Origin of the sequence: Klebsiella sp. GG_Kp175 (genome assembly GCF_040062325.1) — a bacterium.
Classification (GTDB): domain Bacteria; phylum Pseudomonadota; class Gammaproteobacteria; order Enterobacterales; family Enterobacteriaceae; genus Klebsiella; species Klebsiella quasipneumoniae.
Genome location: NZ_JBEAFX010000033.1, coordinates 68,574 through 94,145, shown reverse-complemented (window position 1 = coordinate 94,145; position 25,572 = coordinate 68,574). Strand labels below are relative to the sequence as shown.

20 protein-coding genes are annotated in these 25,572 nt (G+C 57.1%); 11 read left to right on the top strand and 9 right to left on the bottom strand.

Translation table 11 applies throughout. From position 1 onward, the window contains the following. Positions 1-473: 473 nt before the first annotated feature. The 4 genes from xylF to xylR all read left to right on the top strand — a co-directional run bounded on the left by xylF (position 474) and on the right by xylR (position 5,645). On the top strand, positions 474-1,469 hold the full coding sequence (gene xylF / locus ABLU73_RS23285; RefSeq protein ID WP_017900027.1) for a D-xylose ABC transporter substrate-binding protein: 996 nt from the start codon (positions 474-476) through the stop codon (positions 1,467-1,469). Positions 1,470-1,532: 63 nt separating this feature from the next. After that, on the top strand, positions 1,533-3,074 hold the full coding sequence (locus ABLU73_RS23280) for a xylose ABC transporter ATP-binding protein (protein ID WP_017900028.1): 1,542 nt from the start codon (positions 1,533-1,535) through the stop codon (positions 3,072-3,074). Next, the gene (xylH, locus tag ABLU73_RS23275; protein ID WP_017900029.1) at positions 3,052-4,233 is read left to right on the top strand and encodes a xylose ABC transporter permease XylH; all 1,182 of its coding nucleotides are present in this window, start codon (positions 3,052-3,054) and stop codon (positions 4,231-4,233) included. Before ABLU73_RS23280 ends, xylH begins: the two co-directional genes overlap by 23 nt. A 233-nt stretch (positions 4,234-4,466) precedes the next feature. Then, positions 4,467-5,645 carry a D-xylose utilization transcriptional activator XylR gene (gene xylR, locus ABLU73_RS23270; protein ID WP_004205023.1) on the top strand — a complete coding sequence of 393 codons (1,179 nt, stop codon included), beginning with the start codon at positions 4,467-4,469 and terminating at the stop codon, positions 5,643-5,645. A gap of 61 nt (positions 5,646-5,706) precedes the next feature. On the opposite strand, the gene ABLU73_RS23265 is transcribed toward xylR, so the two are convergent. Beyond that, positions 5,707-6,525: a protein bax gene (locus ABLU73_RS23265; RefSeq protein WP_017900030.1), complete on the bottom strand. Its 819-nt coding sequence runs from the start codon at positions 6,523-6,525 to the stop codon at positions 5,707-5,709. Positions 6,526-6,838: 313 nt separating this feature from the next. Between ABLU73_RS23265 and ABLU73_RS23260 the strand changes: the two genes are divergently transcribed. Next, complete coding sequence (locus ABLU73_RS23260; protein ID WP_004205025.1) at positions 6,839-8,872, top strand: alpha-amylase; 2,034 nt, start codon at positions 6,839-6,841, stop codon at positions 8,870-8,872. 167 nt (positions 8,873-9,039) lie between these two features. Beyond that, entirely contained in the window at positions 9,040-10,296 is a 1,257-nt protein-coding gene (avtA, locus tag ABLU73_RS23255; protein ID WP_004205026.1) for a valine--pyruvate transaminase, read from the top strand. Between the two features lie 42 nt (positions 10,297-10,338). Here the strand turns inward: avtA and ABLU73_RS23250 are convergent, their stop codons facing one another. Beyond that, positions 10,339-10,824, bottom strand: a complete 486-nt coding sequence (locus tag ABLU73_RS23250) for a 4Fe-4S dicluster domain-containing protein (protein WP_049093599.1) — start codon at positions 10,822-10,824, stop codon at positions 10,339-10,341. A gap of 110 nt (positions 10,825-10,934) precedes the next feature. After that, complete coding sequence (locus ABLU73_RS23245) at positions 10,935-11,750, bottom strand: AraC family transcriptional regulator (protein WP_049093600.1); 816 nt, start codon at positions 11,748-11,750, stop codon at positions 10,935-10,937. 251 nt (positions 11,751-12,001) lie between these two features. Here ABLU73_RS23245 and ABLU73_RS23240 point away from each other — a divergent pair, with 251 nt between their 5' ends. Both ABLU73_RS23240 and ABLU73_RS23235 read left to right on the top strand, forming a co-directional pair. Next, positions 12,002-13,402: an MFS transporter gene (locus ABLU73_RS23240; RefSeq protein ID WP_004205029.1), complete on the top strand. Its 1,401-nt coding sequence runs from the start codon at positions 12,002-12,004 to the stop codon at positions 13,400-13,402. A 9-nt stretch (positions 13,403-13,411) separates the two neighbouring features. Beyond that, a complete protein-coding gene (locus ABLU73_RS23235) occupies positions 13,412-15,361 on the top strand; it encodes a glycoside hydrolase family 127 protein (RefSeq protein ID WP_264923674.1) in 1,950 nt (649 codons plus the stop codon). A 74-nt stretch (positions 15,362-15,435) separates the two neighbouring features. Here the strand turns inward: ABLU73_RS23235 and selB are convergent, their stop codons facing one another. The 5 genes from selB to ABLU73_RS23210 form a co-directional block, all read right to left on the bottom strand. Next, complete coding sequence (gene selB / locus ABLU73_RS23230; RefSeq protein WP_264923675.1) at positions 15,436-17,277, bottom strand: selenocysteine-specific translation elongation factor; 1,842 nt, start codon at positions 17,275-17,277, stop codon at positions 15,436-15,438. Continuing rightward, positions 17,274-18,662, bottom strand: a complete 1,389-nt coding sequence (selA, locus tag ABLU73_RS23225; protein ID WP_004205032.1) for an L-seryl-tRNA(Sec) selenium transferase — start codon at positions 18,660-18,662, stop codon at positions 17,274-17,276. Before selA ends, selB begins: the two co-directional genes overlap by 4 nt. 105 nt (positions 18,663-18,767) lie before the next feature. After that, positions 18,768-19,376 carry a glutathione S-transferase gene (locus tag ABLU73_RS23220; protein WP_017900037.1) on the bottom strand — a complete coding sequence of 203 codons (609 nt, stop codon included), beginning with the start codon at positions 19,374-19,376 and terminating at the stop codon, positions 18,768-18,770. Between the two features lie 92 nt (positions 19,377-19,468). Next, on the bottom strand, positions 19,469-20,605 hold the full coding sequence (locus ABLU73_RS23215; RefSeq protein WP_004205034.1) for an HlyD family secretion protein: 1,137 nt from the start codon (positions 20,603-20,605) through the stop codon (positions 19,469-19,471). A 3-nt stretch (positions 20,606-20,608) separates the two neighbouring features. After that, complete coding sequence (locus ABLU73_RS23210; RefSeq protein ID WP_064150997.1) at positions 20,609-20,977, bottom strand: DUF3302 domain-containing protein; 369 nt, start codon at positions 20,975-20,977, stop codon at positions 20,609-20,611. A gap of 538 nt (positions 20,978-21,515) precedes the next feature. Between ABLU73_RS23210 and mtlA the strand changes: the two genes are divergently transcribed. The 3 genes from mtlA to mtlR all read left to right on the top strand — a co-directional run bounded on the left by mtlA (position 21,516) and on the right by mtlR (position 25,270). Next, the gene (mtlA, locus tag ABLU73_RS23205; RefSeq protein ID WP_017900038.1) at positions 21,516-23,423 is read left to right on the top strand and encodes a PTS mannitol transporter subunit IICBA; all 1,908 of its coding nucleotides are present in this window, start codon (positions 21,516-21,518) and stop codon (positions 23,421-23,423) included. 102 nt (positions 23,424-23,525) lie between these two features. Next, the gene (gene mtlD, locus ABLU73_RS23200) at positions 23,526-24,674 is read left to right on the top strand and encodes a mannitol-1-phosphate 5-dehydrogenase (protein ID WP_004205038.1); all 1,149 of its coding nucleotides are present in this window, start codon (positions 23,526-23,528) and stop codon (positions 24,672-24,674) included. Then, a complete protein-coding gene (gene mtlR, locus ABLU73_RS23195; protein WP_002922401.1) occupies positions 24,674-25,270 on the top strand; it encodes a mannitol operon repressor MtlR in 597 nt (198 codons plus the stop codon). The genes mtlD and mtlR overlap by 1 nt, the downstream gene beginning before the upstream one ends. Here the strand turns inward: mtlR and ABLU73_RS23190 are convergent. Continuing rightward, a complete protein-coding gene (locus tag ABLU73_RS23190) occupies positions 25,259-25,483 on the bottom strand; it encodes a hypothetical protein (protein ID WP_002922402.1) in 225 nt (74 codons plus the stop codon). The two genes, mtlR and ABLU73_RS23190, sit on opposite strands and share 12 nt — an antisense overlap. Positions 25,484-25,572 lie beyond the last annotated feature (89 nt).

Sequence of the window (25,572 nt, the reverse complement as noted above, 5' to 3'; positions counted from 1 at the left end):
GCGGCGAATAACCAATCAGGTACCCTAAATAATTCGAGTTGCAGGAAGGCGGCAGGAGCGCGAGTCCCCGATAACCAGGGGGCGAAGCAACGAATGTCACCAACACACCTACAACTTGAAGTATGACGGGTTTAAGCCAATATAGAATTTCGCTTTCATTTTCCTCAATTACGTTATTTCACACCGCCATTGAGAGAATCCACAAACGTGCGCTAGCTCGCAAAAAATAATATCTGCTCGTTCTTCTGCCGTCCTGTCAGAGAAGTCCAGTGCAATAATAAGAGTGTGCATGAATAAAATACGATCGCCGTCATAATTTACGCATTAAACGAAATTTCATAACCGCAAAATAAAAACCGGTAATTGCCAGCCCTGCTTTCCGCGTTAAGAATCTGTAACGTATCCGCAACCTCATGTATCAAACATTATTTTCCGTTCGTCTTACCTACCCTTACAAAAAAGGTATCGTTATTATGAAGATAAAGAACCTTTGCCTTACGCTTTGCGCCAGCTCCCTCCTGCTCGCCAGCATGGCGGGGATGGCGAAAGAAGTGAAGATTGGCATGGCCATCGACGATCTGCGTCTGGAGCGCTGGCAGAAAGACCGCGATATTTTCGTCAATAAAGCGGAATCCTTAGGCGCCAAAGTTTTTGTTCAGTCCGCCAATGGCAATGAAGAAACGCAAATGTCGCAAATTGAAAACATGATCAACCGCGGCGTCGATGTCTTAGTCATTATTCCTTATAACGGTCAGGTGCTCAGCAACGTTATTAAAGAGGCCAAACAGGAAGGTATTAAAGTCCTGGCCTATGATCGCATGATTAATAATGCTGATATTGATTTTTATATTTCTTTCGACAATGAAAAAGTCGGCGAAATGCAGGCGCAAAGCCTGGTCGACAAAGTGCCGCAGGGTAATTATTTCCTGATGGGCGGTTCGCCGGTGGATAATAATGCCAAACTGTTCCGCGCCGGGCAGATGAAGGTCCTCAAGCCGTATGTCGATGAGGGCAAAATTAAGATTGTCGGCGATCAGTGGGTTGACGGCTGGCTGCCGGAAAACGCGCTGAAAATAATGGAAAACGCGTTGACGGCGAATAATAACAAAATCGACGCCGTGGTTGCCTCCAATGACGCCACCGCCGGCGGCGCCATCCAGGCCTTAACCGCCCAGGGGCTGGCCGGCAAAGTGGCGATCTCCGGTCAGGATGCTGACCTGGCGGGCGTGAAGCGCATTATTTCCGGTACCCAGACGATGACCGTCTATAAACCGATTACCACCCTGGCCACCAACGCCGCCGAAATCGCCGTTGAGCTGGGCAACGATAAGCAGCCGAAGTCTGACACTACGCTGAATAACGGTTTAAAAGATGTCCCTTCGCGCCTGTTAACGCCAATTGAAGTGAATAAAGAGAATATCGACGCCACGGTGATTAAAGACGGTTTCCATAAAAAGAGTGAACTGTAATGGCTGACGCCCCGCTGCGGGGCGTCATTTTCATCCCGCCGGATATCACTTTTCGGAGTCTTTATGGCCTGGCTACTCGAAATGAAGAACATCACCAAAACCTTCGGCGCCGTTAAGGCCGTGGATAATGTCAGCCTGCGCCTGAACGCTGGCGAGGTGGTCTCGTTATGCGGTGAAAATGGTTCGGGAAAATCGACGCTGATGAAAGTGCTGTGCGGTATCTATCCGCACGGAAGCTATGAGGGGGAGATTATTTTTGCCGGCGAAACGCTGCAGGCAAACCATATTCGCGATACCGAACGCAAAGGCATCGCCATTATTCATCAGGAGCTGGCGCTGGTGAAACATCTCACCGTGCTGGAGAACATTTTCCTCGGCGCCGAGATCTCCCGCCACGGTCTGCTGGATTATGAAACCATGACGCTGCGCTGCCAGAAGCTGCTGGCGCAGGTCAATCTGCCCATTTCGCCCGACACCCGCGTCGGCGACCTCGGCCTCGGTCAGCAGCAGCTGGTGGAGATCGCCAAGGCGCTGAATAAACAGGTTCGCCTGCTGATCCTCGACGAACCGACCGCCTCCTTAACCGAACAAGAGACCGCGACGCTGCTGGCGATCGTTCGCGATCTGCAAAACCACGATATCGCCTGCATCTATATTTCGCACAAGCTCAATGAGGTCAAAGCGATCTCCGATACAATCTGCGTGATCCGCGACGGCCAGCACATCGGCACTCGCGACGCCAGCGGCATGAGCGAAGACGACATCATCACCATGATGGTTGGCCGGGAGCTCACCGCGCTCTATCCCAGCGAACCGCACGCCCACGGCGAGGAGATCCTGCGGGTCGAACACTTGACCGCCTGGCACCCGGTAAACCGTCATATTAAACGGGTCAACGACGTCTCGTTTTCCCTGCGTCGCGGGGAAATCCTCGGCATCGCCGGGCTGGTCGGCGCCGGACGGACCGAGGCGGTGCAGTGCCTGTTCGGCGTCTGGCCGGGGCGCTGGCAGGGGGAGATTTTCATTGATGGCCAGCCGGTTAGCATCACTAACTGTCAGCAGGCCATTGGCCACGGCATCGCCATGGTGCCGGAAGACCGCAAAAAAGACGGTATCGTGCCGGTAATGGCGGTAGGTAAGAACATTACCCTGGCAGCGCTCAGCCAGTTCACCGGCGCGATGAGCAGCCTGGACGACGCCGCCGAGCAGCACTGTATTGAGCAGTCCATTCAGCGATTGAAAATTAAAACCTCCTCGCCGGAGCTGGCGATTGGCCGCCTGAGCGGTGGCAACCAGCAAAAGGCGATTCTGGCCCGCTGTCTGCTGCTTAATCCGCGCATTCTGATCCTCGACGAACCCACCCGCGGCATCGATATCGGGGCGAAGTATGAAATTTATAAACTGATTAACCAGCTGGTGCAGCAGGGCATCGCGGTCATTGTCATTTCATCCGAACTGCCCGAGGTGCTTGGTCTTAGCGATCGGGTGCTGGTCATGCATGAAGGCAGGCTAAAAGCCAATTTGGTTAATCAACATCTGACCCAGGAACAGGTGATGGAAGCCGCGCTGAGGAGCGAACGCCATGTCGAAGAACACGTCGTCTGAAATCAAACTTACTCCAACCGCCCCCACCGCCCTGCCGGCGCTGAAGGGGCTTAACCTCCAGGTCTTCGTGATGATCGCCGCGATCGTCGTCATTATGCTGTTTTTCACCTGGGTTACCGATGGCGCCTACCTGAGCGCACGCAATATCTCCAACCTGCTGCGCCAGACGGCCATCACCGGCATCCTCGCCGTCGGCATGGTGTTTGTGATTATTTCGGCAGAAATCGACCTGTCCGTCGGCTCGATGATGGGTCTGTTGGGCGGCGCGGCGGCGATTTTTGACGTCTGGCTCGGCTGGCCGCTGCCGCTCACCATTCTGGTGACGCTGGTGATGGGCCTGCTGCTCGGCGCGTGGAACGGATGGTGGGTGGCCTATCGTAAGGTTCCCTCGTTTATCGTCACCCTCGCCGGGATGCTGGCGTTTCGCGGCATTCTGATCGGCATCACCAACGGGACCACCGTCTCGCCCACCAGCCCGGCGATGGCGCAGATCGGCCAAAGCTACCTGCCAGATGGCATTGGCTTTGGCATCGGCGTTGTCGGCATGGCGGCGTTCATTATCTGGCAGTGGCGCGGACGGATGCGCCGGCAGGCGTTAGGTCTCGCGACCGCGTCTTCCACCGCCGCCGTTGGCCGCCAGGCCATTACCGCGGTGATTGTGCTGGGCGCAATCTGGCTGCTCAATGACTATCGCGGTGTGCCGACGCCGGTACTGATCCTCGCCGCCCTGCTGCTGGCAGGGCTGTTCATGGCCACTCGTACCGCCTTTGGCCGCCGCATCTACGCCATCGGCGGCAACCTGGAGGCGGCACGCCTGTCCGGGATTAACGTCGAGCGCACCAAGCTGGCGGTGTTTGCCATTAACGGCCTGATGGTCGCCATTGCCGGACTGATCCTCAGCTCGCGCCTCGGCGCGGGGTCGCCCTCGGCGGGCAACATCGCCGAACTGGACGCCATCGCCGCCTGCGTTATCGGCGGCACCAGCCTGGCGGGCGGGATCGGCAGCGTCGCCGGGGCGGTAATGGGGGCGTTTATTATGTCGGCCCTGGATAACGGCATGAGCATGATGGACGTCGCCACCTTCTGGCAATATATCGTCAAAGGCGCCATTTTGCTGCTGGCGGTGTGGATGGACTCCGCCACCAAGCGGCGCGCGTAAGGAAGCGCTCTCTGAAGAATGTCTGAATTCTTTGCGCTACCGCCAAACTTCGCCATAAGGCGCTTGAAATATCTCGGGCATTAGCCGGTAGTGTATACCCAACAGCATTCGGGTTGCAGACGGCGCATCCCGGCCGCGTATCGCGTACGTGGCCGGGGTGAATGAGAAAGCCAGGCCATCGGCAACATCATGAATGAAGGGGTATGACCGGGGTTAGAGCAGGAACATCATCTATGTTTGAAAAGCGTCACCGTATTACGCTGTTATTCAACGCCAACAAAGCTTATGACCGTCAGGTGGTTGAGGGTGTCGGCGAGTATCTGCAGGCCTCCCAGCTGGAGTGGGATATCTTTATTGAAGAGGATTTTCGGGCGCGAATCGAAAACATCAAAGAGTGGTTAGGCGATGGCGTTATCGCCGACTATGACGATCCCGAAATCGAAAAGCTACTGGCCGATGTCAACGTCCCCATCGTCGGCGTCGGCGGCTCTTATCATCAGCCAGAGCAGTACCCGCCGGTCCACTATATCGCCACGGACAACGCCGCGCTGGTGGAAAGCGCCTTTCTTCATCTGAAGGAAAAAGGAGTACACCGCTTCGCGTTTTACGGACTCCCCACCTCCAGCGGTAAACGCTGGGCAGTAGAGCGCGAGTACGCCTTCTGCCAGTTGGTGGCGAAGGAGAAGTATCGCGGCGTGGTCTACCAGGGGCTGGAGACGGCGCCGGAAAACTGGCAGCACGCGCAAAACCGGCTCGCCGACTGGTTGCAAACGCTGCCGCCGCAAACCGGCATCATCGCCGTCACCGACGCCCGCGCCCGCCACGTCCTGCAGGCCTGCGAGCTGCTGCATATCCCGGTGCCAGAGAAACTGTGCGTTATTGGCATCGATAACGAAGAGCTGACCCGCTATCTCTCTCGCGTCGCCCTCTCCTCCGTCGCCCAGGGCACCCGCCAGATGGGTTATCAGGCGGCAAAATTACTCCACCGGCTGCTGAATAACGAGGCGCTCCCGCTGCAGCGCCAGCTGATCCCGCCGATGCGCGTCGTTGAGCGACGCTCCACCGACTACCGGTCGTTAAACGACCCCTCCGTGATTCAGGCGATGCATTACATTCGCAACAACGCCTGCAAAGGCATCAAGGTGGAGCAGGTGCTCGACGCCGTCGGCATTTCACGCTCCAACCTGGAGAAACGCTTTAAAGAGGAAGTGGGGGAGACCATCCACACGGTGATCCACAGCGAGAAACTGGAAAAGGCGCGCAGCCTGCTGGTGTCCACCAGCCTGTCGATCAATGAGATTTCGCAGATGTGCGGCTACCCGTCGCTGCAATATTTCTATTCGGTGTTTAAGAAGGAGTACGACGTGACGCCGAAAGAGTACCGTGACCGGCACAGTGAAGTCATGATGTAGAGAGCAAAGAAAAATGCCCGGGCTTGCGCGCCGGGCATTAATAATGACGTAGATAAGCACATTACATGTGCGCGGCAATTAACCGCTGGTTATCCTGATACATCGCGAAGAGATAGTTGTTGTAGCTCGACCCTTTGGTCGAATACCCCTTCAGCTTATGAATCATGGTGCTGGCCGTTACTTCCTGATCCGCCTTACGCAGCTGCAGGCGCGATTTGCGGAAAGAGGAATAGGCCGGGTGGGTGTTCAGGTTGGTGACGTAAGCCTGCACCGACTGCTCCACCGACTCAAACTGCGAGTAGCCTTTCATCGCGCCGCGGCAGCGACCAGCGCCGCACTTCATGCCGAACAGATTGTTGTTCTCACGCGCCAGCTTAGAGGTACCCCAGCCACTTTCCGCCGCCGCCATGGTCGCAACCATGCTGTTCGGAATAATGTCGACACGCTCAAGCAGCGCGTTCCATGGCACATGACGCGTATTGCCTGACCACTTCACCTTGTAACGCGTCGCGATATCTTTCAGGCGCGCCTTTTCGCTCGGCGACCAGCGAGCATCGTACTGCTTGGAAACAAGCCAGTTACGATCCGCAGTAATCGCCTGATTCTGCTTGGTAATATAAGGCATGACCGTCCGGAGAAACGCTTTTTTCCTTGGTGTTCCGGAAGGGTATTTTCGCAAGTCAGGAAGTGAACTGCTCTTTACACTATTGCGAGAATACTCTTGTTTACTGCTTACCTTAGTACTACTGATCTTCTTAACCGTTGGGGCTTTATGACTCTTTGTTGCTGTGTGCGTTGTTGCCAACACACTACCTGAAAAGACGCAGGTTAGTAACATAAGTATGGCGGCCCCATATCGTCGTATGGGATTCGATATCATCAGGTCTCCTGGTCGGATATATGCATTCCAACACCTTGTTTTTCACAAAAAAACGATAGCTGAATCGCTAATAGTATCAAAAATACGCACTGAGGGCATCAACAGAAATAGTCCAATTCCGAATTGCTGTCATCTGAAATCGGTTTCTGCGCCGCATCGCCAGCGCGAAAATGCTAGCTTCGTCTCATTTTTAGCCTATTTTTTGAGCGGTGTCACTCACCCCTTTTCATCCTCCTGGTAAAACGTCCGCCGGGAGGAGTTCACCCTTGCGGCAACAAGGCACACTAGATAAAAACCGCTCAAGGATCCCGCAATGAAACTCGCTGCGCTTGCCACGTTATTCGTGCCTGGGATGGCCTTTGCCGCCTGGACCACTGCCGACTTCCCTGCTTTCACCGAAGAAGGGACGGGCCGCTTCATCAGCCAGAAAGTGGTTGAGAAGGGTACACGTCCCCTGCAGCTAAATTTTGACCAACAGTGCTGGCAGCCTTCCGGCGGCATTAAGCTCAACCAGATGCTCTCCATGGAACCCTGTCGCGGCACGCCGCCGCAATGGCGCATCTTCCGCCAGGGCCTGTATACCCTGGAGGTGGATACCCGCTCCGGCACGCCGACGATGATGATTTCGCTGGAGGAAAAAGAGGCCAGCGCCGCGGCGCCGCAGATCCGCCAGTGTCCGAAGTGGGATGGAAAACCTCTGACCATCGACGTTAGCAAAACCTTCGCCGAGGGCAGTAAGGTTCGCGATTTTTACAGCGGCAATGTCGCGACCGTCAGCGGCGGCAAAATCACTCTGCAGCCCGCCTTCGGCAGCAATGGCCTGCTGCTGCTTGAACGCGCCGAGACGGCCGCGCCGGCGCCGTTCGACTGGCACAACGCCACCGTCTACTTCGTCCTGACCGACCGCTTCGTGAACGGTAACCCGGCCAACGACAATAGCTATGGCCGACATAAAGACGGCATGCAGGAGATAGGTACCTTCCACGGCGGCGACCTGCAGGGATTAACCAGCAAGCTGGATTATCTGCAGCAGATGGGGGTCAATGCCCTGTGGATCAGCTCCCCGCTCGAGCAGATCCACGGCTGGGTCGGCGGTGGGACGAAAGGCGATTTCCCGCACTACGCCTACCACGGCTATTACACTCAGGACTGGTCGAAACTGGACGCCAACATGGGGACCGAAGCAGATCTCCGCCGGCTGGTGGATGAAGCGCATAAGCGCGGAATACGTATTCTGTTCGACGTGGTGATGAACCATACCGGCTACGCCACCCTGGCCGACATGCAGGAGTTCCAGTTCGGCTCCCTGTATCTGCAAGGGGATGAGCTGAAAAAAACCCTCGGCGAGCGCTGGACGGACTGGAAGCCCGGCGCGGGCCAGACCTGGCACAGCTTTAACGACTATATCAACTTCAGCGACAAGGCCGGTTGGGAGAAGTGGTGGGGTAAGAAGTGGATCCGCACCGATATCGGCGATTACGACAACCCGGGCTATGACGACCTCACCATGTCGCTGGCCTTCCTGCCGGACCTGAAAACCGAATCGAAGGAGGCGTCGGGCCTGCCGAACTTCTATAGCCATAAACCGGACACTGCGGCGAAGGCGATCCCGGGCTATACGCCGCGCGACTACCTGACCCACTGGCTGAGCCAGTGGGTGCGCGACTACGGCATCGACGGCTTCCGCGTCGATACCGCTAAACATGTGGAGATGGATGCCTGGCAGCAGTTAAAAACCCAGGCCACCGCCGCGCTGGCGGAGTGGAAAAAAGCCAATCCGGATAAAGCGCTGGATGCGGCGCCGTTCTGGATGACCGGGGAAGCCTGGGGACACGGGGTGATGGAGAGCGATTACTATCGCCACGGTTTTGATGCGATGATCAATTTCGACTATCAGGACCAGGCGGCGAAAGCGGCGACCTGCATGGCCAACATTGACCTCACCTGGCAGCAAATGGCGGACAAGCTGCAGAGCTTTAACGTGCTGAGCTACCTCTCCTCACACGATACGCGCCTGTTCCGCGAAGGCGGCACCACGGCGGCAGAGCTGCTGCTGCTGGCCCCTGGCGCCGTGCAGATTTTCTATGGTGACGAGTCGTCGCGCCCGTTCGGCCCCACCGGCTCGGACCCGCTGCAGGGCACCCGTTCAGAGATGAACTGGCAGGATGTCAACGGTAAAGCGGCCCGCAGCGTTACCCACTGGCAGAAGATCGGCCAGTTCCGCGCGCGCCATCCGGCGATCGGCATGGGCAAACAGACAACGCTGTCGATGCAGCGGGGTTACGGATTCGTGCGCGAGAGCGGTGAAGACAAAGTGATGGTCATCTGGGCCGGACAACAGCAGTAATACAGGAGTGGCTCCCTGCCCGGCGGGGAGCCATTCAGAACAATACGCTGATAAAATATCGATTCACAGGATAAAAACAAAAATACCCCTCTTCCCTTCGATTTGCACCACGCTGGCGCTGGCGTTATGGTTAGCCACTTTCCAGAACCACCGACAGACGATTCGCGATGACATTTTCCCTTTTCGGCGACAAATTCACCCGTCATTCAGGCATTACCCGCCTGATGGAAGACCTTAATGACGGTCTGCGCACGCCGGGCGCTATTATGCTGGGCGGCGGCAACCCCGCTCAGATCCCGGAGATGAATGACTACTTCCAGCAGTTGCTCTCCGACATGCTGGATAATGGCAAAGCCCTTGATGCGCTTTGTAATTATGATGGTCCGCAGGGCAAGAGCGAGCTGCTGAGCCTGCTGGCGAAGATGCTGCGCGACGAACTGGGCTGGGAGATAGAACCACAGAATATTGCGCTAACAAACGGCAGTCAGAGCGCATTTTTCTACTTATTTAATCTGTTCGCAGGGCGTCGGGCAGATGGCACCACCCGCAAGGTGCTGTTCCCGCTGACGCCGGAATATATCGGCTATGCCGATGCCGGCCTGGAAGAGGATCTGTTCGTTGCCACCCGGCCGAATATCGAACTGCTGCCGGAAGGCCAGTTCAAGTACCACGTTGATTTTGAGCATCTGCAGGTGACGGAGGAGACCGGGATGATCTGCGTCTCGCGTCCCACCAACCCGACCGGCAACGTCATCACTGATGAAGAGCTGATCAAACTGGATGCGCTGGCGAATCAGCACGGGGTCCCGCTGGTGATTGATAACGCCTACGGCGTGCCGTTCCCGGGCATAATCTTCAGCAACGCCCGACCGCTGTGGAATCCGAACATCGTGCTGTGTATGAGCCTGTCCAAGCTGGGCCTGCCGGGCAGCCGCTGCGGGATTATCATCGCCAACGAGAAAATCATTACCGCCATCAGCAACATGAACGGCATTATCAGCCTCGCGCCCGGCGGTATCGGGCCGGCAATGATGTGTGAAATGATTAAACGTCAGGATCTGCTGCGCCTGTCAGAGACAGTGATCAAACCCTTCTATTACCAGCGGGTGCAGGAGACCATCGCCATTATTCGCCGCTATCTGCCGGAGGAGCGCTGCCTTATTCACAAACCGGAGGGGGCGATCTTCCTCTGGCTGTGGTTTAAGGATCTGCCGATCTCCACCGAGCTGCTGTATCAGCGGCTGAAAAAGCGCGGCGTGCTGATGGTGCCGGGGGATTACTTCTTCCCGGGACTCGATAAACCGTGGCCGCATACCCACCAGTGCATGCGCATGAACTATGTGCCGGATCCGCAAAAAATCGAGGCCGGGGTGAAAATTCTCGCCGAAGAGGTTGAATTCGCCTGGCGCGAACAGGAAGCGTAATTCCTGACGCTGCTGACGGGTAACGTCCGTCGGCGGACCCGCTCACGCCAGCGCCAGCCGCTGGCGTTTTTGCGCGCATAGCGCCTCCAGCTCCGCGGGAGCCATCACCCGCAGCGCCTGCGTCGGGCAGGCGGTTACGCAGGCCGGCCCCTCGGCGCGGTGGTGGCATAAATCGCATTTCAGCGCCTGCGCCTGCTGGTTCACCACCGTGACGGTCATCGCGCCGTACGGGCAGGCCACCATGCAGCTTTTACAGCCGATGCAGCGGCGCTGATCGACCCACCAGACGTCCTCCTCCAGACGAATCGCCCCCTGCGGGCAGACGCTGGCGCAGGGCGCATCCTCGCACTGCCGACAGGCCGTCGCCGTTGATATCTCGCCGCTTTTCACCACCCGGATCCGCGGCGCGAAATGGCTTGTCGACAGCATGGACACATCCTGCGCCTGCTGGTGCGCCACCGCGCAGGCCACTTCACAGGTACGACAGCCAATACACTGTTGGGCATTAGCGATAAGAAACCGGTTCATCCTCTGCTCCCTGGGGATAAAACCGCAGGGTGCCAGAATAGTCCCTGCCCGCGCTTTGATCCTGAATGGAATCAGCGCTGTTTTTAGTCACTAGCACAACTGATTTTTCATTACGCTGAATTAATGTGCTCCTTACAGTAGCGGCGCTTCCAGGCGGCAGGCGTGAGGCTGGTGTGCTTACGAAAGATCTTGCGAAAATAACCGACGTCATTAAAGCCACACTGACTCGCGACTTCGGTCAACGACAGTGAATCGCTGATCAACAGCTTTTCCGCCGCTCTGACCCGCTGACGATGGATCGCTTCGGTCAACGTCACGCGGAAAACGTGACGATACACGCGTCCTAAATAGTCCGCATTACAGTGCAGCTCTTTCGCCAGCGTCGAGGCTGAAACAGGCAAGTGGTAACGGGTATGGATGATCTGCTGCGCTTTCCAGGCCAGCGCAGCGCCGGGACTGTCGTCCGGTTTTTCGCTTGCCGCCGCAGCAATCTGCTGCAGTATCAGCAATAACAGGAGCTCCAGCGCCAGGCTGCGGTGAATATTCTCCTGTTCACGAAGAAACTGGCGAAACAGCGAAATAATGTATTGTGGATCGCTGACGCGGGTATGTTGCGGAACGTTAAGCAGCGCTGGCGGCAGAGACCGGACACTCTCCGTCAGTACTTCAAAATGCAGCCAATAAAATTTCAGGTCGGCGGGAAATTCCCCCACCCCAACATGAGAACGTTCTGGCCACAGCAATAAACTTTCCCCTGCATTAACGTTAAATATTTCATCCTCTTCGCAAATCGTTAACGTTCCCTTTTCGACAAAAATAATTTCCCAGGATTGCAGTTTACGCGCCGGATGGCTGCCGACACCACGGGAAATAAATAAGCCGCCATTTTGTACGCGAATCGGAAGAGACATGGATAATTCAAGCATATATATTTAATTTTCCGCTAACGAAACGATAAAACATCTCTTTCCAACTGATTATTAATCATAAATTAACGCCTTTCCGGATCGGAATCACATTTTTATGACAAAGTCGGAATCGTTCTCTTTTTATACTTTTCCCTTCCCTTGTTGCCTCGTTTATTCGGTGCAAAATAATTAATGTATTTGCAAAAGACAAAAAATGTCCGCCGACCAGACAGCGGAATAATTCTGAACATTATCTTCGGGAGTTATTTATGACTACGGCTCCGATTACGACAAGCGACCTCACGAAGCACGTGCAGGACGACAAATTATCTCTCCGTGAAAAAATAGGCTATGGTCTGGGCGATGCCGGTGGAACGGTCATCACCTGCCTGATCATGAACTTTCTCACTTTTTTCTATACTGACGTCTTTGGGCTCACCCCGGCGCTGGTCGGTACTCTGTTCCTTGCGCTGCGCGTGTTTGATGCTATTTCCGATCCGATCATGGGCGTCCTCGCCGATCGGACCCAAAGCCGATGGGGGCGTTTTCGCCCCTGGCAGCTATGGATTGCGGTTCCGATTGCAGCGATCGGCGTGCTGACCTTTACCGTGCCGGATGCCGGCATGGGGGTAAAAATCGCCTGGGCCTTCGGCACTTACCTGCTGCTTTCAGTCAGCTATACCGCGATTAACGTCCCTTACTGCGCGCTCATTAATACGATGACCACTCGCCATAGCGAGGTGATCTCCTGCCAGGCATGGCGCTTTGTACTATGCGGCGTGGCAGGATTCCTGGTCTCCGTGGGCCTGCCGTGGTTGGTAAAAGCGCTCGGTCAGGGGAATACCGCCCAGGGTTATCAGTATGGTGTCGGCGTACTGTGCGCCATCGCGGCGGTGATGTTTCTGTGCTGCTTTTTCTGGGTACGTGAGCGTGTTTCCCTGGAGATGCTCGGCAAATTCACCCTGCGCGAACATATCGCCGGTCTGCGTAAAAACGATCAGCTGTTACTCATGCTGGCGATGTCATTCCTGTTGATCAACGTGTTTAACATTCGCGGTGGCGGCTACATGTACTTCATTACCTATGTACTCGGCGGCTCTACTGGCTATACATCGCTGTTTTTCACCATGGTCACCTTTTCCTCGATTCTGGGCGCCGCGATCGTCAATTGGCTGTCGCGCCACGTTGATACCGTCAAGCTCTATTACTACACCAATGTGGTACTGGCCTTACTGGCGGTCGGAATGTGGTTCCTGCCCACCGGTCCGTCCTGGCAAACGCTGTGGCTGGCGGTCATTCTCGGCAATGGCATCATCCTGGGCTTTACCCTACCGCTGCATTTTTCGTTGATGGCCTTCTCTGATGATTATGGCGAATGGAAGACGGGTGTCCGTTCGTCGGGGATGAACTTTGCTTTCAACCTGTTCTTTATCAAGCTGGCATGGGCCTCCAGTGCGGGCATTATCAGCCTGGTATTTATCTACGTCGCTTATCAACCCGGCGCCAGCAACCAGACTCCATCCTCACTATCGGGGATCACGGCGATGGAAACCCTGCTGCCCGCGCTGTTCCATCTGTTGCTGGCCTTCGCTATCCGCGCCTGCAAGCTCAACAATCCCATGATGTCGCGTATTGCAGCCGATCTGCGCGCGCGTCACGTTCAGTCTTAAGGAGAAATCATGGAAGTCGATCTGCACAAACTGAAAGTTAACGATCCGTTTTTGGGTCAGTATCAGCAACTGGTGCGTGATGTCGTCATTCCCTACCAGTGGGAGGCCCTCAATGACCGGATCGCCGAGGCTGAGCCCAGCCATGCGATAGAAAACTTCCGTATCGCCGCAGGTCAGCAGGCAGGAGAATTCTACGGAATGGTGTTCCAGGATAGCGATGTGGCGAAATGGCTGGAGGCCGTCGCCTGGTCATTGTGCCAGAAGCCAGATGCGGAACTGGAAAAAACCGCCGACGAGGTGATTGAGCTGATTGCCGCCGCGCAATGTGAAGATGGTTATCTGAACACCTATTTTACGGTGAAAGCGCCCGGGGAACGCTGGACCAATCTCGCCGAATGCCATGAATTGTACTGTGCCGGTCACCTGATTGAAGCTGGGGTGGCATTCTTCCAGGCGACCAGTAAACGCCGCCTGCTGGAGGTGGCATGTCGCCTCGCCGATCATATCGACAGCGTGTTTGGTCCCGACGACAATCAGCTGCACGGCTACCCGGGACACCCTGAAATAGAGCTGGCGTTAATGCGTTTGTACGATGTGACTCAGGAACCACGCTATATGGCGCTGGCTAATTACTTCGTTGAACAGCGTGGGACACAGCCGCATTTCTATGACATCGAGTATGAAAAACGCGGCAAAACTTCCTTCTGGAATACCTATGGGCCGGCGTGGATGGTGATGGATAAACCCTACAGCCAGGCGCATTTGCCGCTTGCCGAACAGACCACCGCTGTGGGTCACGCGGTTCGCTTTGTTTATTTAATGGCCGGCGTAGCGCACCTTGCGCGCCTGAGCAAGAACGAAGGCAAACGCCAGGATTGCCTGCGGTTATGGAAAAACATGGTCCAGCGTCAGCTGTATATTACGGGCGGCATTGGCTCACAGAGCAGCGGGGAAGCCTTCAGCAGCGATTACGACCTGCCGAATGATACCGTTTATGCGGAAAGCTGCGCCTCTATCGGGCTGATGATGTTCGCGCGCCGCATGCTGGAACTGGAAGCCGACAGCCAATATGCTGATGTAATGGAGCGCGCGCTGTACAATACCGTTCTGGGCGGTATGGCGCTGGACGGTAAACATTTCTTTTACGTCAACCCCTTGGAAGTGCAGCCTAAGTCTTTAAAATTCAATCATATTTATGACCATGTTAAGCCTGTTCGTCAGCGTTGGTTCGGCTGTGCCTGCTGCCCACCGAATATCGCTCGTCTTCTGACCTCACTGGGGCATTATATCTACACGCCACGCGAGGAGGCGTTGTATATCAATCTCTATGTCGGCAATCAGGTCGAGATCCCGGTTGGGGAAAAGACGTTACGCCTGCGTATCAGCGGTGACTATCCCTGGCGGGAACAGGTCAAAATTGTCATCGAATCACCGTCAACAGTGAACCATACGCTGGCGCTGCGTCTACCTGACTGGTGCGAGGATCCGCACATCACCCTGAACGGCGCGCCGGTCACGCAGGATATTCGCCAGGGCTATCTGCATATCCATCATCTCTGGCAGGAAGGTGACACCCTGATGCTTACCTTGCCGATGCCGGTTCGCCGGGTATATGGCAATCCGCTTGTTCGTCACCAGGCAGGCCAGGTCGCGCTGCAGCGCGGTCCACTGGTCTATTGTCTCGAACAAGCTGATAACGGCGAAGCGCTGCATAACCTGCTGCTGCCACGCGATGCCAGGTTCACGGTGTTTGAAGGAAAGGGGCTGTTTGCTCGCAACATGTTGATTCAGGCTCCAGGCTACAGAAAACATGCAGAAAACGCCGACGCGCAGAATCTCTGGAGCTACGATCACCCGCTGGCCACCCCCCATTCACAGACGCTGACCTTTATTCCCTGGTTTAGCTGGGCAAACCGCGGAGAAGGCGAAATGCGTATCTGGGTACGGGAAGCCGAATAAGGCCCGGCACAGTGCGACCTCCTCTTCCCCGGCAACACAGCGTTCGCTGTCCGCCGGGGAGCAGGCGTTAATGATTACAGAAACAACGCCTTATCGCGCAGGATATGATCGTTGCCGCGACGGCGGGTGAAGCCAATCCGATCGAAATACTCCAGGATCTGGATCGCCAGCTTCCGCCCTACGTTTAAGGTATCGCGAAAATCCGCCGCGCAGGTTGACCCGCGCAGTTGATCCAGCTCGCGCACCCGCTGGGCGAACTGCACAATGCGATCGTTGCGGTAGTAACGATCCTTGACGATCGCGGTAATTATCCCCTGCTGCGCCGCCTGGCGCAGCACCGCGCGCATCAGGGACTCTTCAACATGGACTTCGCGCGCGAGATCGCGCACCCACCAGGGATCATCGCCGAACAGGGTCTCCACCTTCTGCCAGACCGCCTGCTGCTCGTCGGTAAACCCGGCTTTATGCTCGGGCAAATGCAGCCAGCCGTGATGGCTGCGGACGAAGCCGCTCTCGCGCATCTGCTCAATCAGCAGCAGTACCAGCGCTTCATCTTCCATCGGCAGCGCGATGCGGCGCAGGCGCTCCCGGCCAGGGCCCGGCTCGTCGCGATGCTGCTCATGGTAGCGCGCCAGGGCATCCAACAATTTTCGCTGCCAGCGGGCGGCAAGCGGCGCGCTAAGCAAGCGCTGTCCGGCCTGCAGATAGTCAGGCCGCTGGATCAAGGCCGCCATTCCGGTTTCACTCAGCTGCCGTGCCCAGGCGAAGCGCTCAAGCCGGACGGCGTCCCGCTGCAGATGCAGCTCCAGGGCCTGCGCATCGTCAGCGCCAACCGCCGCCAGGGCGTGCAACCACTGCAAATACTCCGGTTTACGCTTGCCGCGGCGCGGGGGATCCAGCGTCACCACTCGTGCGCCGGCCAACGTCAAGCGAGCGGAGATATCGCGTAGTACCAGCCGGTCGTTATCCGCCAGCCACAGCGGGGTATCCAGCACCAGCTCCGCCAGGTCGCCCTCAAGGAGCGACACCCGGCCGGTGATGTGGCTGGCAGCGTGGTGAATATGCAGCGGCTGCCACTGGCTGAGCGGCGTATGGCACTGCAGTTCGACAATCACCCGCTCTGCAGGCTCCGGCGGCGGTGAGGACAACAGCCAGTCGCCGCGGTGCAATGCCTCTTTCTGCGCATCGCCGACAATATTCAGCGCAATGCGCTGCCCGGCGTGCGCCTGCTCAACCGCTTGATTCTGGGCATGCAGACCGCGGACGCGCATCGGCTTGTTGACGCCGGTGAGCCACAGGGTATCCCCGACCCGTACTTCGCCGGAGAGCGCCGTCCCGGTGACCACCAGCCCCGCCCCTTTGACGGTGAAAGCGCGATCCAGCGCCAGGCGAAAACGCCGCTGCTGTGGATGGAGGCGCTCCGTAAGCTGCAGCAGATGGCTGCGCAGTTCGGCAATACCGAGGTTTTCCACCGCCGCGGTGGGGAAGAAAGCGGTGGCGTCAAAGCCAAGTTCGCGCAGGGCCTGCTCGACCTCCGCCTGAACCTCCGCCACCCGGGCGGCCGTCACGCGGTCCGTCTTGGTGAGCGCCACGGTCAGCGTCGGCTTTCCGGTCAGCTGCAGGATCGCCAGGTGTTCGCGGGTTTGCGCCATCACCCCGTCATCGCAGGCCACCACCAGCAGCGCATGGTCGATCCCACCCACCCCCGCCAGCATGTTGGACAAAAACTTTTCGTGCCCGGGCACGTCAATAAACCCCAGCACCCGCCCGTCCGGCTGCGGCCAGTAGGCATAGCCGAGATCGATCGTCATTCCCCGCGCTTTCTCTTCCGGCAGACGATCGGCATTCACGCCGGTTATCGCCTGCAGCAGCGTCGTTTTGCCGTGGTCAACATGTCCAGCGGTGGCAATAATCATCGTAACAACATCTCCATAAACCGGGTTTCATCTTCCAGACAGCGCAGATCCAGCCAGAGCCGGCCGTCATAAATGCGGCCAATCACCGGGCATGGCAGCCTGCGCCAGCGGGCCGCCAAAGCCTCCAGCCGGCTGCCGCGGCCGTCATGGGGGGTAAAGGTCAACGCCGCGCCAGGCAGACGGTCGACGGGTAACGAGCCGCTGCCAATCTGCGACTGGCAGGCTGCCACGTTGACGGCAAAATCAGCATAGTGTGCCGCCAGGGCAGGCTGCAGGCGTTCAGCCTGCCGGCGGATCTCGTCCGCCGGGCGGGTGAGCAGGCGCAGCGTCGGTAAGGTTTCCCGCAGCGCTTCCGGATGCTGATAGAGGCGCAGCGTGGCTTCCAGCGCCGCGAGAGTCATTTTATCCGCGCGCAGGGCCCGCTTCAGCGGATGGCTCTGCAGGCGGGCAATCAGCGCGCGTTTGCCGACGATAATTCCGGCCTGCGGGCCGCCGAGCAGCTTGTCGCCAGAGAAACTGACCAGGCTCACCCCGGCGGCGATCATCTCTTGCGGCATCGGCTCCTTCGGCAGGCCATACTGACTGAGATCCACCAGCGACCCGCTGCCCAGGTCGGCCACTACCGGGACGTCCAGCTCGCGGCCGATGACCGCCAGCTCCGCTTCGTCGACGGCTTTGGTAAAGCCTTCAATGCTGTAGTTGCTGGTGTGGACCTTCATCAGCAGGGCGGTATTGTCATTCACCGCCTGGCGATAGTCTTTGGCGTGGGTGCGGTTGGTGGTGCCCACTTCGTGCAGCTGACAACCTGCCTGACGCATCACGTCGGGAATGCGGAACGCCCCGCCGATCTCCACCAGCTCGCCGCGGGAGACCACCACCTCCCTGCCGCTGGCGGTGGCCGCCAGCATCAGCAGCACGGCCGCCGCGTTGTTGTTCACGATACAGGCATCTTCCGCGCCGGTGATCTGGCACAGCAGATCGGCAATAGCGCGATCGCGATGGCCGCGCCCGGCGTCGTCGAGATCATATTCGAGCGTCACCGGCGCGCGCATCGCGCTGACGACCGCCTCCACCGCCGCCTCAGCCTGGATGGCGCGCCCGAGATTGGTGTGCAGCACCGTACCGGTGAGATTAAACACCGGACGCAGGGCGCTCTGCCGGCTGGCGGTCAGCCGCTGCGCGCAGGCACTCAGCCAGTCATGGCTCCAGTCAGGCAGTGTCTGACACTGGCGGATCTGTTCCCGCGCCTCGTCCAGCATCTGGCGCAGCTGCGTCACCACCTGCGAATGGCCGTGCTGCGCCAGCAGGGAGGAAAAAGCGGGGTCGCGGAGTAAGCGGTCAATGGCCGGAAGCCGGGTATAAAGCGCACGAATTTCGGTAGTCATGAATGGGCCTGGCGGTAAGTTATTTTCCCCCCTCCCGACGGGAGAGGGAGTCAACAATCAGCGGCGATTGTAACGCCTCCTTGCGCAAACTGTTACCTGCCTGGGTCAAGTCCGCGGCGGTTCGGTGCGCGCAAAGCTGGCGCGCTGGAACAGCGCATCCACCAACTTCACCAACTGCGGCCGGGTGGCGCACCAGCCCGGCGCCACCCGGCGAAAGTTCAGGTAGGCAATGGCGCAGGCCGTAGAGATGGTCGCCAGATTGACCTCGTCGCCGCGTAGCGTTCCGTCCGCCGCGCAGGCTTCCAGCCTGTCGAGGCCGCGCGCCACTTTCTCCCGCTGGCGGAGCAGCTCTTGCTCTGACTGTTGGGCCGCAGGGCGAGCTTTTTCGCGCACCAGCGCCTGGGCGGCCTCCATCACCCCATCTGCCAGCGCCTCAAGCTGGCGCATCCTGAGAGCGGCTCTGGGATCGGCGGGGATCATCGGCGGCGCCACGCCCAGCAGCTCGAGATACTGCGCGATAACCGGAGAATCAAACCAGCATTCGCCGTCATCTGTCACCAGCGCCGGCACTTTGCCCAGCGGGTTATAGCGCGACACGCCGTTGCTTTCGCTGTAGGGGGATTCGTTGACAAATTCAAAAGGGATGCGCTTTTCCAGCAAGATCACCGATATTTTGCGCACAAAGGGACTGGTGTAGCTGCCGATCAGTTTCATAGCCTGCTCCTTATCGCCAACAAAGATATGAGTATGGCTCAGGGCGAGGTAAAAGGCAGGTGAGCATCCCGCTCAACCTGCCGCCGATCGCATTAATGGTCGAGATAGAGGTAGTGCATCCAACTGGTCATGCGCAGCAGCACTTTACGCATCACCGAAACGTGGGCGAAATGGTCGGAGTAGACCGCCACCTGCGCATAGATGCCATCGGGTAGTGCATCGATTTCGGCATTCGGATCGAGCTCAATGGTCGCCAGCACGCCATCGCTGCCCGGCGTCACGGTCAGCGACTGCAACGCCCCCTGCGCCTGATAGGTTCCCCCCGGCACCACCGGTAAAATGCTCACCAGTTTGCCGTGGAATACCTGTCCGGGCAGGGCATTAAACACCGCTTCCGCGTCGTCGCCCTTCTCCAGCCTTAACAGCGAATTTTGCCTGAACTGGGCGACGATCAGCCTTTTTTGCTCAGGGATAAACACCATCACCGGCCGCAGCGGCAGCGAGGCAGCGTAGGTCCCCGGACGGATCAACACTTGAGTGATATACCCATCGCTGGGCGCCCGCACGGTAGTCTGGTCGAGATTGTACTTCGCCTCCGCCAGCTGGGCGCGCAGGCTAACCACCTGCGACTGCTCGCCGTTGATCATGCTGTCCAGCTGGCTCTGGATCTGCGCCTGTTCCGCTACCGACGCCTTGACCAGCGCGTCCTGAGCAAGGTAATTCTGCCGGGCGTTATCGATGTCGCTTTCTGAGAACGGATTCACCCGGGCCTGGCTCCCTTTCAGGTAACGTTGATAGTCTTTATATAAGCGATCGCGTTCCGCCGATACGCGAGTGGTGTTGGCCTGGGCTTCAGAGAGCTGCGCCTTGAGGGTGTTAATACTGTGCAGCGCTGTCACCAGGTCGGCCTGCAGACGGTCGACCCGCGCCTGATAGCGCGCCGGGTCAATAGTAAAAAGCACCTCGCCCTTTTTGACGCGCTGATTCGCTTTGTCGGTGACGCTGTCAACTACTCCGGTAACCTGCGGCGTGATAGGAATAGATATCACCGCCTTTTGCGCCAGAAAGGTGTAAGGGTGGTTATAATTCATTAATAAAATAAGCGCGCTAACAATAAATACGCCCCCCAGCGCCGCGGTGGGAACTGTCCATTTATTTACCGGTATTTTGAAGATTTTAAATATCGACCAGGCGATAGCCACGTAGGTCAAAATTATCAACAGATCCATAGTTTATTTCTCCGCCGCAGAGGTGGACTGTGGCCGCTGGATGGCCGCCACCTGATGTTCAAGGACGCTCAGTCGTTGGCGAAGCTGTTGTATATCGCTTTCTTTTTCAGGTTCGTCGGGGTCCGTATTCGCCTTATGCTGCATGCCCCAGCCGCGCTCAGGTTGGTACAGCGTGGCCCATATCCATAAAAACGGCCAGATGACGTGGAGAGTAAAAAGACTGACCCATCCGGCGACATGAATAGCATCGGAATGGGGGTGGTTGCGTTTTTTGGCAATCAAATAAGGAATATCGTGAATAACGATAATCCCATAAAAAATGACCAGAAAAACGAAGATCAGAACACCCAGCGCAAAATAATTGAGAAACATAATTCCCTCGGCTTTACGCTAATAATTTATATAAATTTTATTCACGCCCCACTGACATCCGGGCCGCTGATTTGAGCATAATTCACCCCTTTCATTTTTGCCATCCGGTGGAAAAAAGTTATTTAACCAACATGGTTGCTTAGTTACACAGCCACCTCGCCCTGGCCGCAAAACCGGGCCGAGATCACAGCGGCGAAAATCCACTGTGAAATTCTTTGTGATCAAAATCACAAACAAACAACAAAAACACGAAACAAAATTGTGACAAATATCACACAAAATCGCAGATTAGCGGCAAAAACGACGGTCTGTTGTTTTTTTACACAGCAATTATGTGATCGCAATCACTACAAAACCCATCGCGCCCCCTATATTCATGTGATCTATGTCACATAAAAAGGCGTTGGCTGGACAGCTAAACGATTCAGTGCCAGATTTCGCACTATCAATCAGGGCCCGGCTACCTCTGCCGCCACATTAACAACAAACCTCGGGCTTTTAGCCTGCGCGATACGCAAAACAGAAGAAGGGGTGTTTTATGTCATCCGATATCAAGATCAAAGTGCAAAGCTTTGGTCGTTTTCTCAGCAATATGGTGATGCCGAATATCGGCGCGTTTATCGCGTGGGGTATCATCACCGCGCTTTTCATTCCGACAGGGTGGTTGCCAAACGAAACGCTGGCGAAGCTGGTCGGTCCGATGATCACCTACCTGCTGCCGCTGCTGATCGGTTACACCGGCGGTAAATTAGTCGGCGGCGAACGTGGCGGCGTGGTCGGGGCGATCACCACCATGGGCGTTATCGTCGGCGCGGATATGCCGATGTTCCTCGGCTCCATGATTGCCGGCCCGCTGGGCGGCTACTGCATTAAGAAGTTCGATAACTGGGTCGACGGTAAGATCAAATCCGGTTTTGAAATGCTGGTGAATAACTTCTCCGCCGGCATCATCGGGATGATCCTCGCTATTCTTGCCTTCCTCGGCATCGGCCCGGCGGTAGAAGTTCTGTCGAAAATTCTGGCGGCTGGCGTTAACTTCATGGTGGCGCACGACATGCTGCCGCTGGCGTCTATCTTCGTGGAACCGGCGAAAATCCTGTTCCTTAACAACGCCATCAACCACGGTATCTTCTCGCCGCTGGGTATTCAGCAGTCCCACGAGCTGGGTAAATCCATCTTCTTCCTGATTGAAGCGAACCCGGGTCCGGGGATGGGCGTTCTGCTGGCGTACATGTTCTTTGGCCGCGGCAGCGCTAAACAGTCTGCAGGCGGGGCGGCTATCATCCACTTCCTGGGTGGTATCCATGAAATCTACTTCCCGTACGTGCTGATGAACCCGCGTCTGATCCTGGCCGTTATCCTCGGCGGGATGACCGGTGTCTTCACCCTGACCATCCTCAACGGCGGTCTGGTCTCTCCGGCTTCCCCGGGCTCTATCCTGGCGGTGCTGGCGATGACGCCGAAAGGAGCCTACTTCGCGAACATCGCAGCCATTATCGCCGCGATGGCGGTCTCCTTCGTGGTCTCTGCGGTTCTGCTGAAGACTAGCAAAGTCAAAGAAGAAGACGATATCGAAGCGGCAACCCGTCGTATGCATGACATGAAGGCGCAATCCAAAGGCGCCAACCCGCTGGCGGCAGGCAATGTCACCAACGACCTCAGCCATGTGCGGAAAATCATCGTCGCTTGCGACGCCGGGATGGGTTCCAGCGCCATGGGCGCCGGGGTACTACGCAAGAAAGTGCAGGATGCCGGCCTGAGCAACATCTCGGTCACCAACAGCGCGATCAATAATCTGCCGCCGGATGTTGACCTGGTGATCACCCACCGCGACCTGACCGAGCGCGCCATGCGCCAGGTACCGCAGGCACAGCATATTTCGCTGACCAACTTCCTCGACAGCGGTCTCTACACCAGCCTGACCGAGCGTCTGGTGGCGGCCCAGCGCCACATCGACAACGAAGTCAAAGTCACCGATAGCCTGAAAGACAGCTTTGATGATACTGACAAAAACCTGTTCAAGCTGGGTGCGGATAACATCTTCCTCGGTCGCAAAGCGGCCACAAAAGAAGAAGCCATCCGCTTCGCCGGCGAGCAACTGGTGAAAGGCGGCTACGTCGAGCCGGAATATGTGCAGGCGATGCTGGACCGCGAAAAACTGACCTCGACCTATCTTGGCGAGTCCATCGCGGTGCCGCACGGCACCATCGAAGCGAAAGACCGCGTGCTGAAAACCGGCGTCGTCTTCTGCCAGTACCCGGAAGGGGTGCGCTTTGGGGAAGATGAAGACGATGTTGCCCGCCTGGTGATCGGCATCGCCGCCCGCAACAACGAGCACATTCAGGTGATTACCAGCCTGACCAACGCGCTGGATGACGAAACGGTGATTGAGCGACTGGCGAACACCACCAGCGTCGACGACGTACTGGCGCTGCTGAATAAATAAACAGACCGGTCCATTCCCTCTCCTTTTTGGAGAGGGTTTGGGTGAGGGGAAAAGCCTCACCCCAGCCCTCTCAGGTAAAAACATTAATTGAAGGTTACTACTATGAAAGCATTACATTTTGGCGCAGGTAATATCGGACGTGGCTTTATCGGTAAACTGCTGGCCGACGCGGGCATCGAACTGACGTTTGCCGATGTTAATCAGACCGTACTTGATGCCCTGAATGCCCGTCATAGCTACCAGGTTCACGTCGTTGGCGAAAATGAGCAGGTGGATACCGTCTCCGGCGTGAATGCCGTCAGCAGCATTGGCGACGAGGTCGTGGATCTGATCGCCAGCGTCGACCTGGTGACCACTGCCGTCGGTCCCGTGGTCCTTGAGCGCATCGCCCCGGCCATCGCCAAAGGGCTGGCGAAGCGCAAAGCGCAAGGCACCGAACGCCCGCTGAACATTATCGCCTGCGAAAATATGGTGCGCGGCACCACGCAGTTAAAAGGCCACGTATTTAACGCCCTGGCGGAGGAAGATAAGGCCTGGGTGGAAACCCATATCGGCTTCGTCGACTCCGCCGTTGACCGTATCGTGCCGCCATCGGCGTCCGCTACCCATGACCCGCTGGAAGTCACCGTGGAAACCTTCAGCGAATGGATCGTCGATAAAACCCAGTTCAAGGGCGAACTGCCGACCATCCCGGGAATGGAATTAACTGATAACCTGATGGCATTTGTCGAGCGCAAGCTCTTCACCTTGAACACCGGGCATGCTATAACCGCCTACCTCGGAAAACTGGCGGGCCACCAGACGATTCGCGATGCGATCCTCGACGAGAAAATTCGGGCCGTCGTGCAGGGCGCGATGGAGGAGAGCGGCGCGGTGCTGATCAAACGCTACGCCTTTGACCCGCAGAAGCACGCGGCTTATATCCAGAAAATTCTTGGCCGTTTCGAGAACCCGTACCTGAAAGACGATGTTGAGCGCGTTGGCCGTCAGCCGCTGCGCAAACTGAGCGCCGGCGACCGTTTAATTAAGCCGCTGCTGGGTACACTGGAATACGGCCTGCCGCACCGCAACCTGGTGAAAGGGATCGCGGCGGCGATGCATTTCCGTAGCGAAGACGATCCGCAGGCTCAGGAGCTGGCGGCGCTGATCGCCGACAAGGGGCCGCAGGCCGCGCTGGCCCAGATTTCCGGCCTTGACGCAGCAAGCGATGTCGTCGCGGAGGCCGTTAACGACTACAACGCGGTAAAATGATGCACAACCTGGCGCGACCGACGTCGCGCCCATTACGACTCCTGTCAGATATGCAGGCAATGATGGAAGAAACACAAGCATTTGAAAACCGTGTGCTTGAGCGTCTGAATGCTGGCAAAACCGTACGAAGCTTCCTGATCGCCACCGTCGAGCTGTTAACGGAAGCGGTCAATATTCTGGTGCTTCAGGTGTTCCGTAAAGACGACTACGCGGTGAAATACGCCGTCGAGCCCTTGCTGGAGGGCAGCGGGCCGCTCGGCGATCTCTCTGTACGCCTGAAGCTGATTTATGGCCTTGGGGTGATAAGTCGTGCCGAATATGAAGACGCCGAGCTGCTGATGGCCCTGCGCGAGGAGCTTAATCACGACGGCAATGAGTACAGCTTTACCGACGACGAAATTATCGGTCCGTTCGGCGAACTGCACTGCGTCGCCGCCCTGCCGCCAACGCCGCAGTTTGATGACAGCGACGCCGAACTGCTGGCAATGCAGAAACTGCGTTACCAGCAGATGGTGCGTTCAACGATGGTGTTGTCCCTGACTGAGCTGATTTCACGAATCAGCTTAAAAAAAGCCTTCCAGAAATCAACGCTCTGATTCCGGCTCCGTCTGGTCGCAGGTCGGCCGGTAAAGCTGACGATAATATTCCAGACGCTGCAGAAACAACGCTTCCTTATCCTGCGGGATATCTCGCGGTACATGCTGCAGCCGCGGAGACTTTTTCAAATACTCCATAAACGCCTGACTGGAAGCCATAAAATCAACCGCTTTGTCGATTAAACGTGGTACGCCGTCGCCGATCTTTGCCATCACGTCCTCCTTTTGGGAATAATCTGATTAAGCATTAGCCAATTCACCGGCGTGGGTTAAGGAAAACGTGCTTATCTGCCGACCGGCTT

What these genes read in the sequence shown, in the direction of transcription:
- selB (WP_264923675.1), bottom strand. Translation starts at nt 17,277, where the DNA reads ATGATTATTGCCACCGCTGGACATGTTGACCACGGCAAAACGACGCTG.
- ABLU73_RS23235 (WP_264923674.1), top strand. Translation starts at nt 13,412, where the DNA reads ATGGAAGTCGATCTGCACAAACTGAAAGTTAACGATCCGTTTTTGGGT.
- ABLU73_RS23220 (WP_017900037.1), bottom strand. Translation starts at nt 19,376, where the DNA reads ATGAAACTGATCGGCAGCTACACCAGTCCCTTTGTGCGCAAAATATCG.
- avtA (WP_004205026.1), top strand. Translation starts at nt 9,040, where the DNA reads ATGACATTTTCCCTTTTCGGCGACAAATTCACCCGTCATTCAGGCATT.
- ABLU73_RS23250 (WP_049093599.1), bottom strand. Translation starts at nt 10,824, where the DNA reads ATGAACCGGTTTCTTATCGCTAATGCCCAACAGTGTATTGGCTGTCGT.
- mtlR (WP_002922401.1), top strand. Translation starts at nt 24,674, where the DNA reads ATGCACAACCTGGCGCGACCGACGTCGCGCCCATTACGACTCCTGTCA.
- ABLU73_RS23245 (WP_049093600.1), bottom strand. Translation starts at nt 11,750, where the DNA reads ATGCTTGAATTATCCATGTCTCTTCCGATTCGCGTACAAAATGGCGGC.
- ABLU73_RS23215 (WP_004205034.1), bottom strand. Translation starts at nt 20,605, where the DNA reads ATGGATCTGTTGATAATTTTGACCTACGTGGCTATCGCCTGGTCGATA.
- ABLU73_RS23190 (WP_002922402.1), bottom strand. Translation starts at nt 25,483, where the DNA reads ATGGCAAAGATCGGCGACGGCGTACCACGTTTAATCGACAAAGCGGTT.
- ABLU73_RS23265 (WP_017900030.1), bottom strand. Translation starts at nt 6,525, where the DNA reads ATGATATCGAATCCCATACGACGATATGGGGCCGCCATACTTATGTTA.
- xylF (WP_017900027.1), top strand. Translation starts at nt 474, where the DNA reads ATGAAGATAAAGAACCTTTGCCTTACGCTTTGCGCCAGCTCCCTCCTG.
- selA (WP_004205032.1), bottom strand. Translation starts at nt 18,662, where the DNA reads ATGACTACCGAAATTCGTGCGCTTTATACCCGGCTTCCGGCCATTGAC.
- ABLU73_RS23280 (WP_017900028.1), top strand. Translation starts at nt 1,533, where the DNA reads ATGGCCTGGCTACTCGAAATGAAGAACATCACCAAAACCTTCGGCGCC.
- mtlD (WP_004205038.1), top strand. Translation starts at nt 23,526, where the DNA reads ATGAAAGCATTACATTTTGGCGCAGGTAATATCGGACGTGGCTTTATC.
- xylR (WP_004205023.1), top strand. Translation starts at nt 4,467, where the DNA reads ATGTTTGAAAAGCGTCACCGTATTACGCTGTTATTCAACGCCAACAAA.
- mtlA (WP_017900038.1), top strand. Translation starts at nt 21,516, where the DNA reads ATGTCATCCGATATCAAGATCAAAGTGCAAAGCTTTGGTCGTTTTCTC.
- ABLU73_RS23240 (WP_004205029.1), top strand. Translation starts at nt 12,002, where the DNA reads ATGACTACGGCTCCGATTACGACAAGCGACCTCACGAAGCACGTGCAG.
- xylH (WP_017900029.1), top strand. Translation starts at nt 3,052, where the DNA reads ATGTCGAAGAACACGTCGTCTGAAATCAAACTTACTCCAACCGCCCCC.
- ABLU73_RS23260 (WP_004205025.1), top strand. Translation starts at nt 6,839, where the DNA reads ATGAAACTCGCTGCGCTTGCCACGTTATTCGTGCCTGGGATGGCCTTT.
- ABLU73_RS23210 (WP_064150997.1), bottom strand. Translation starts at nt 20,977, where the DNA reads ATGTTTCTCAATTATTTTGCGCTGGGTGTTCTGATCTTCGTTTTTCTG.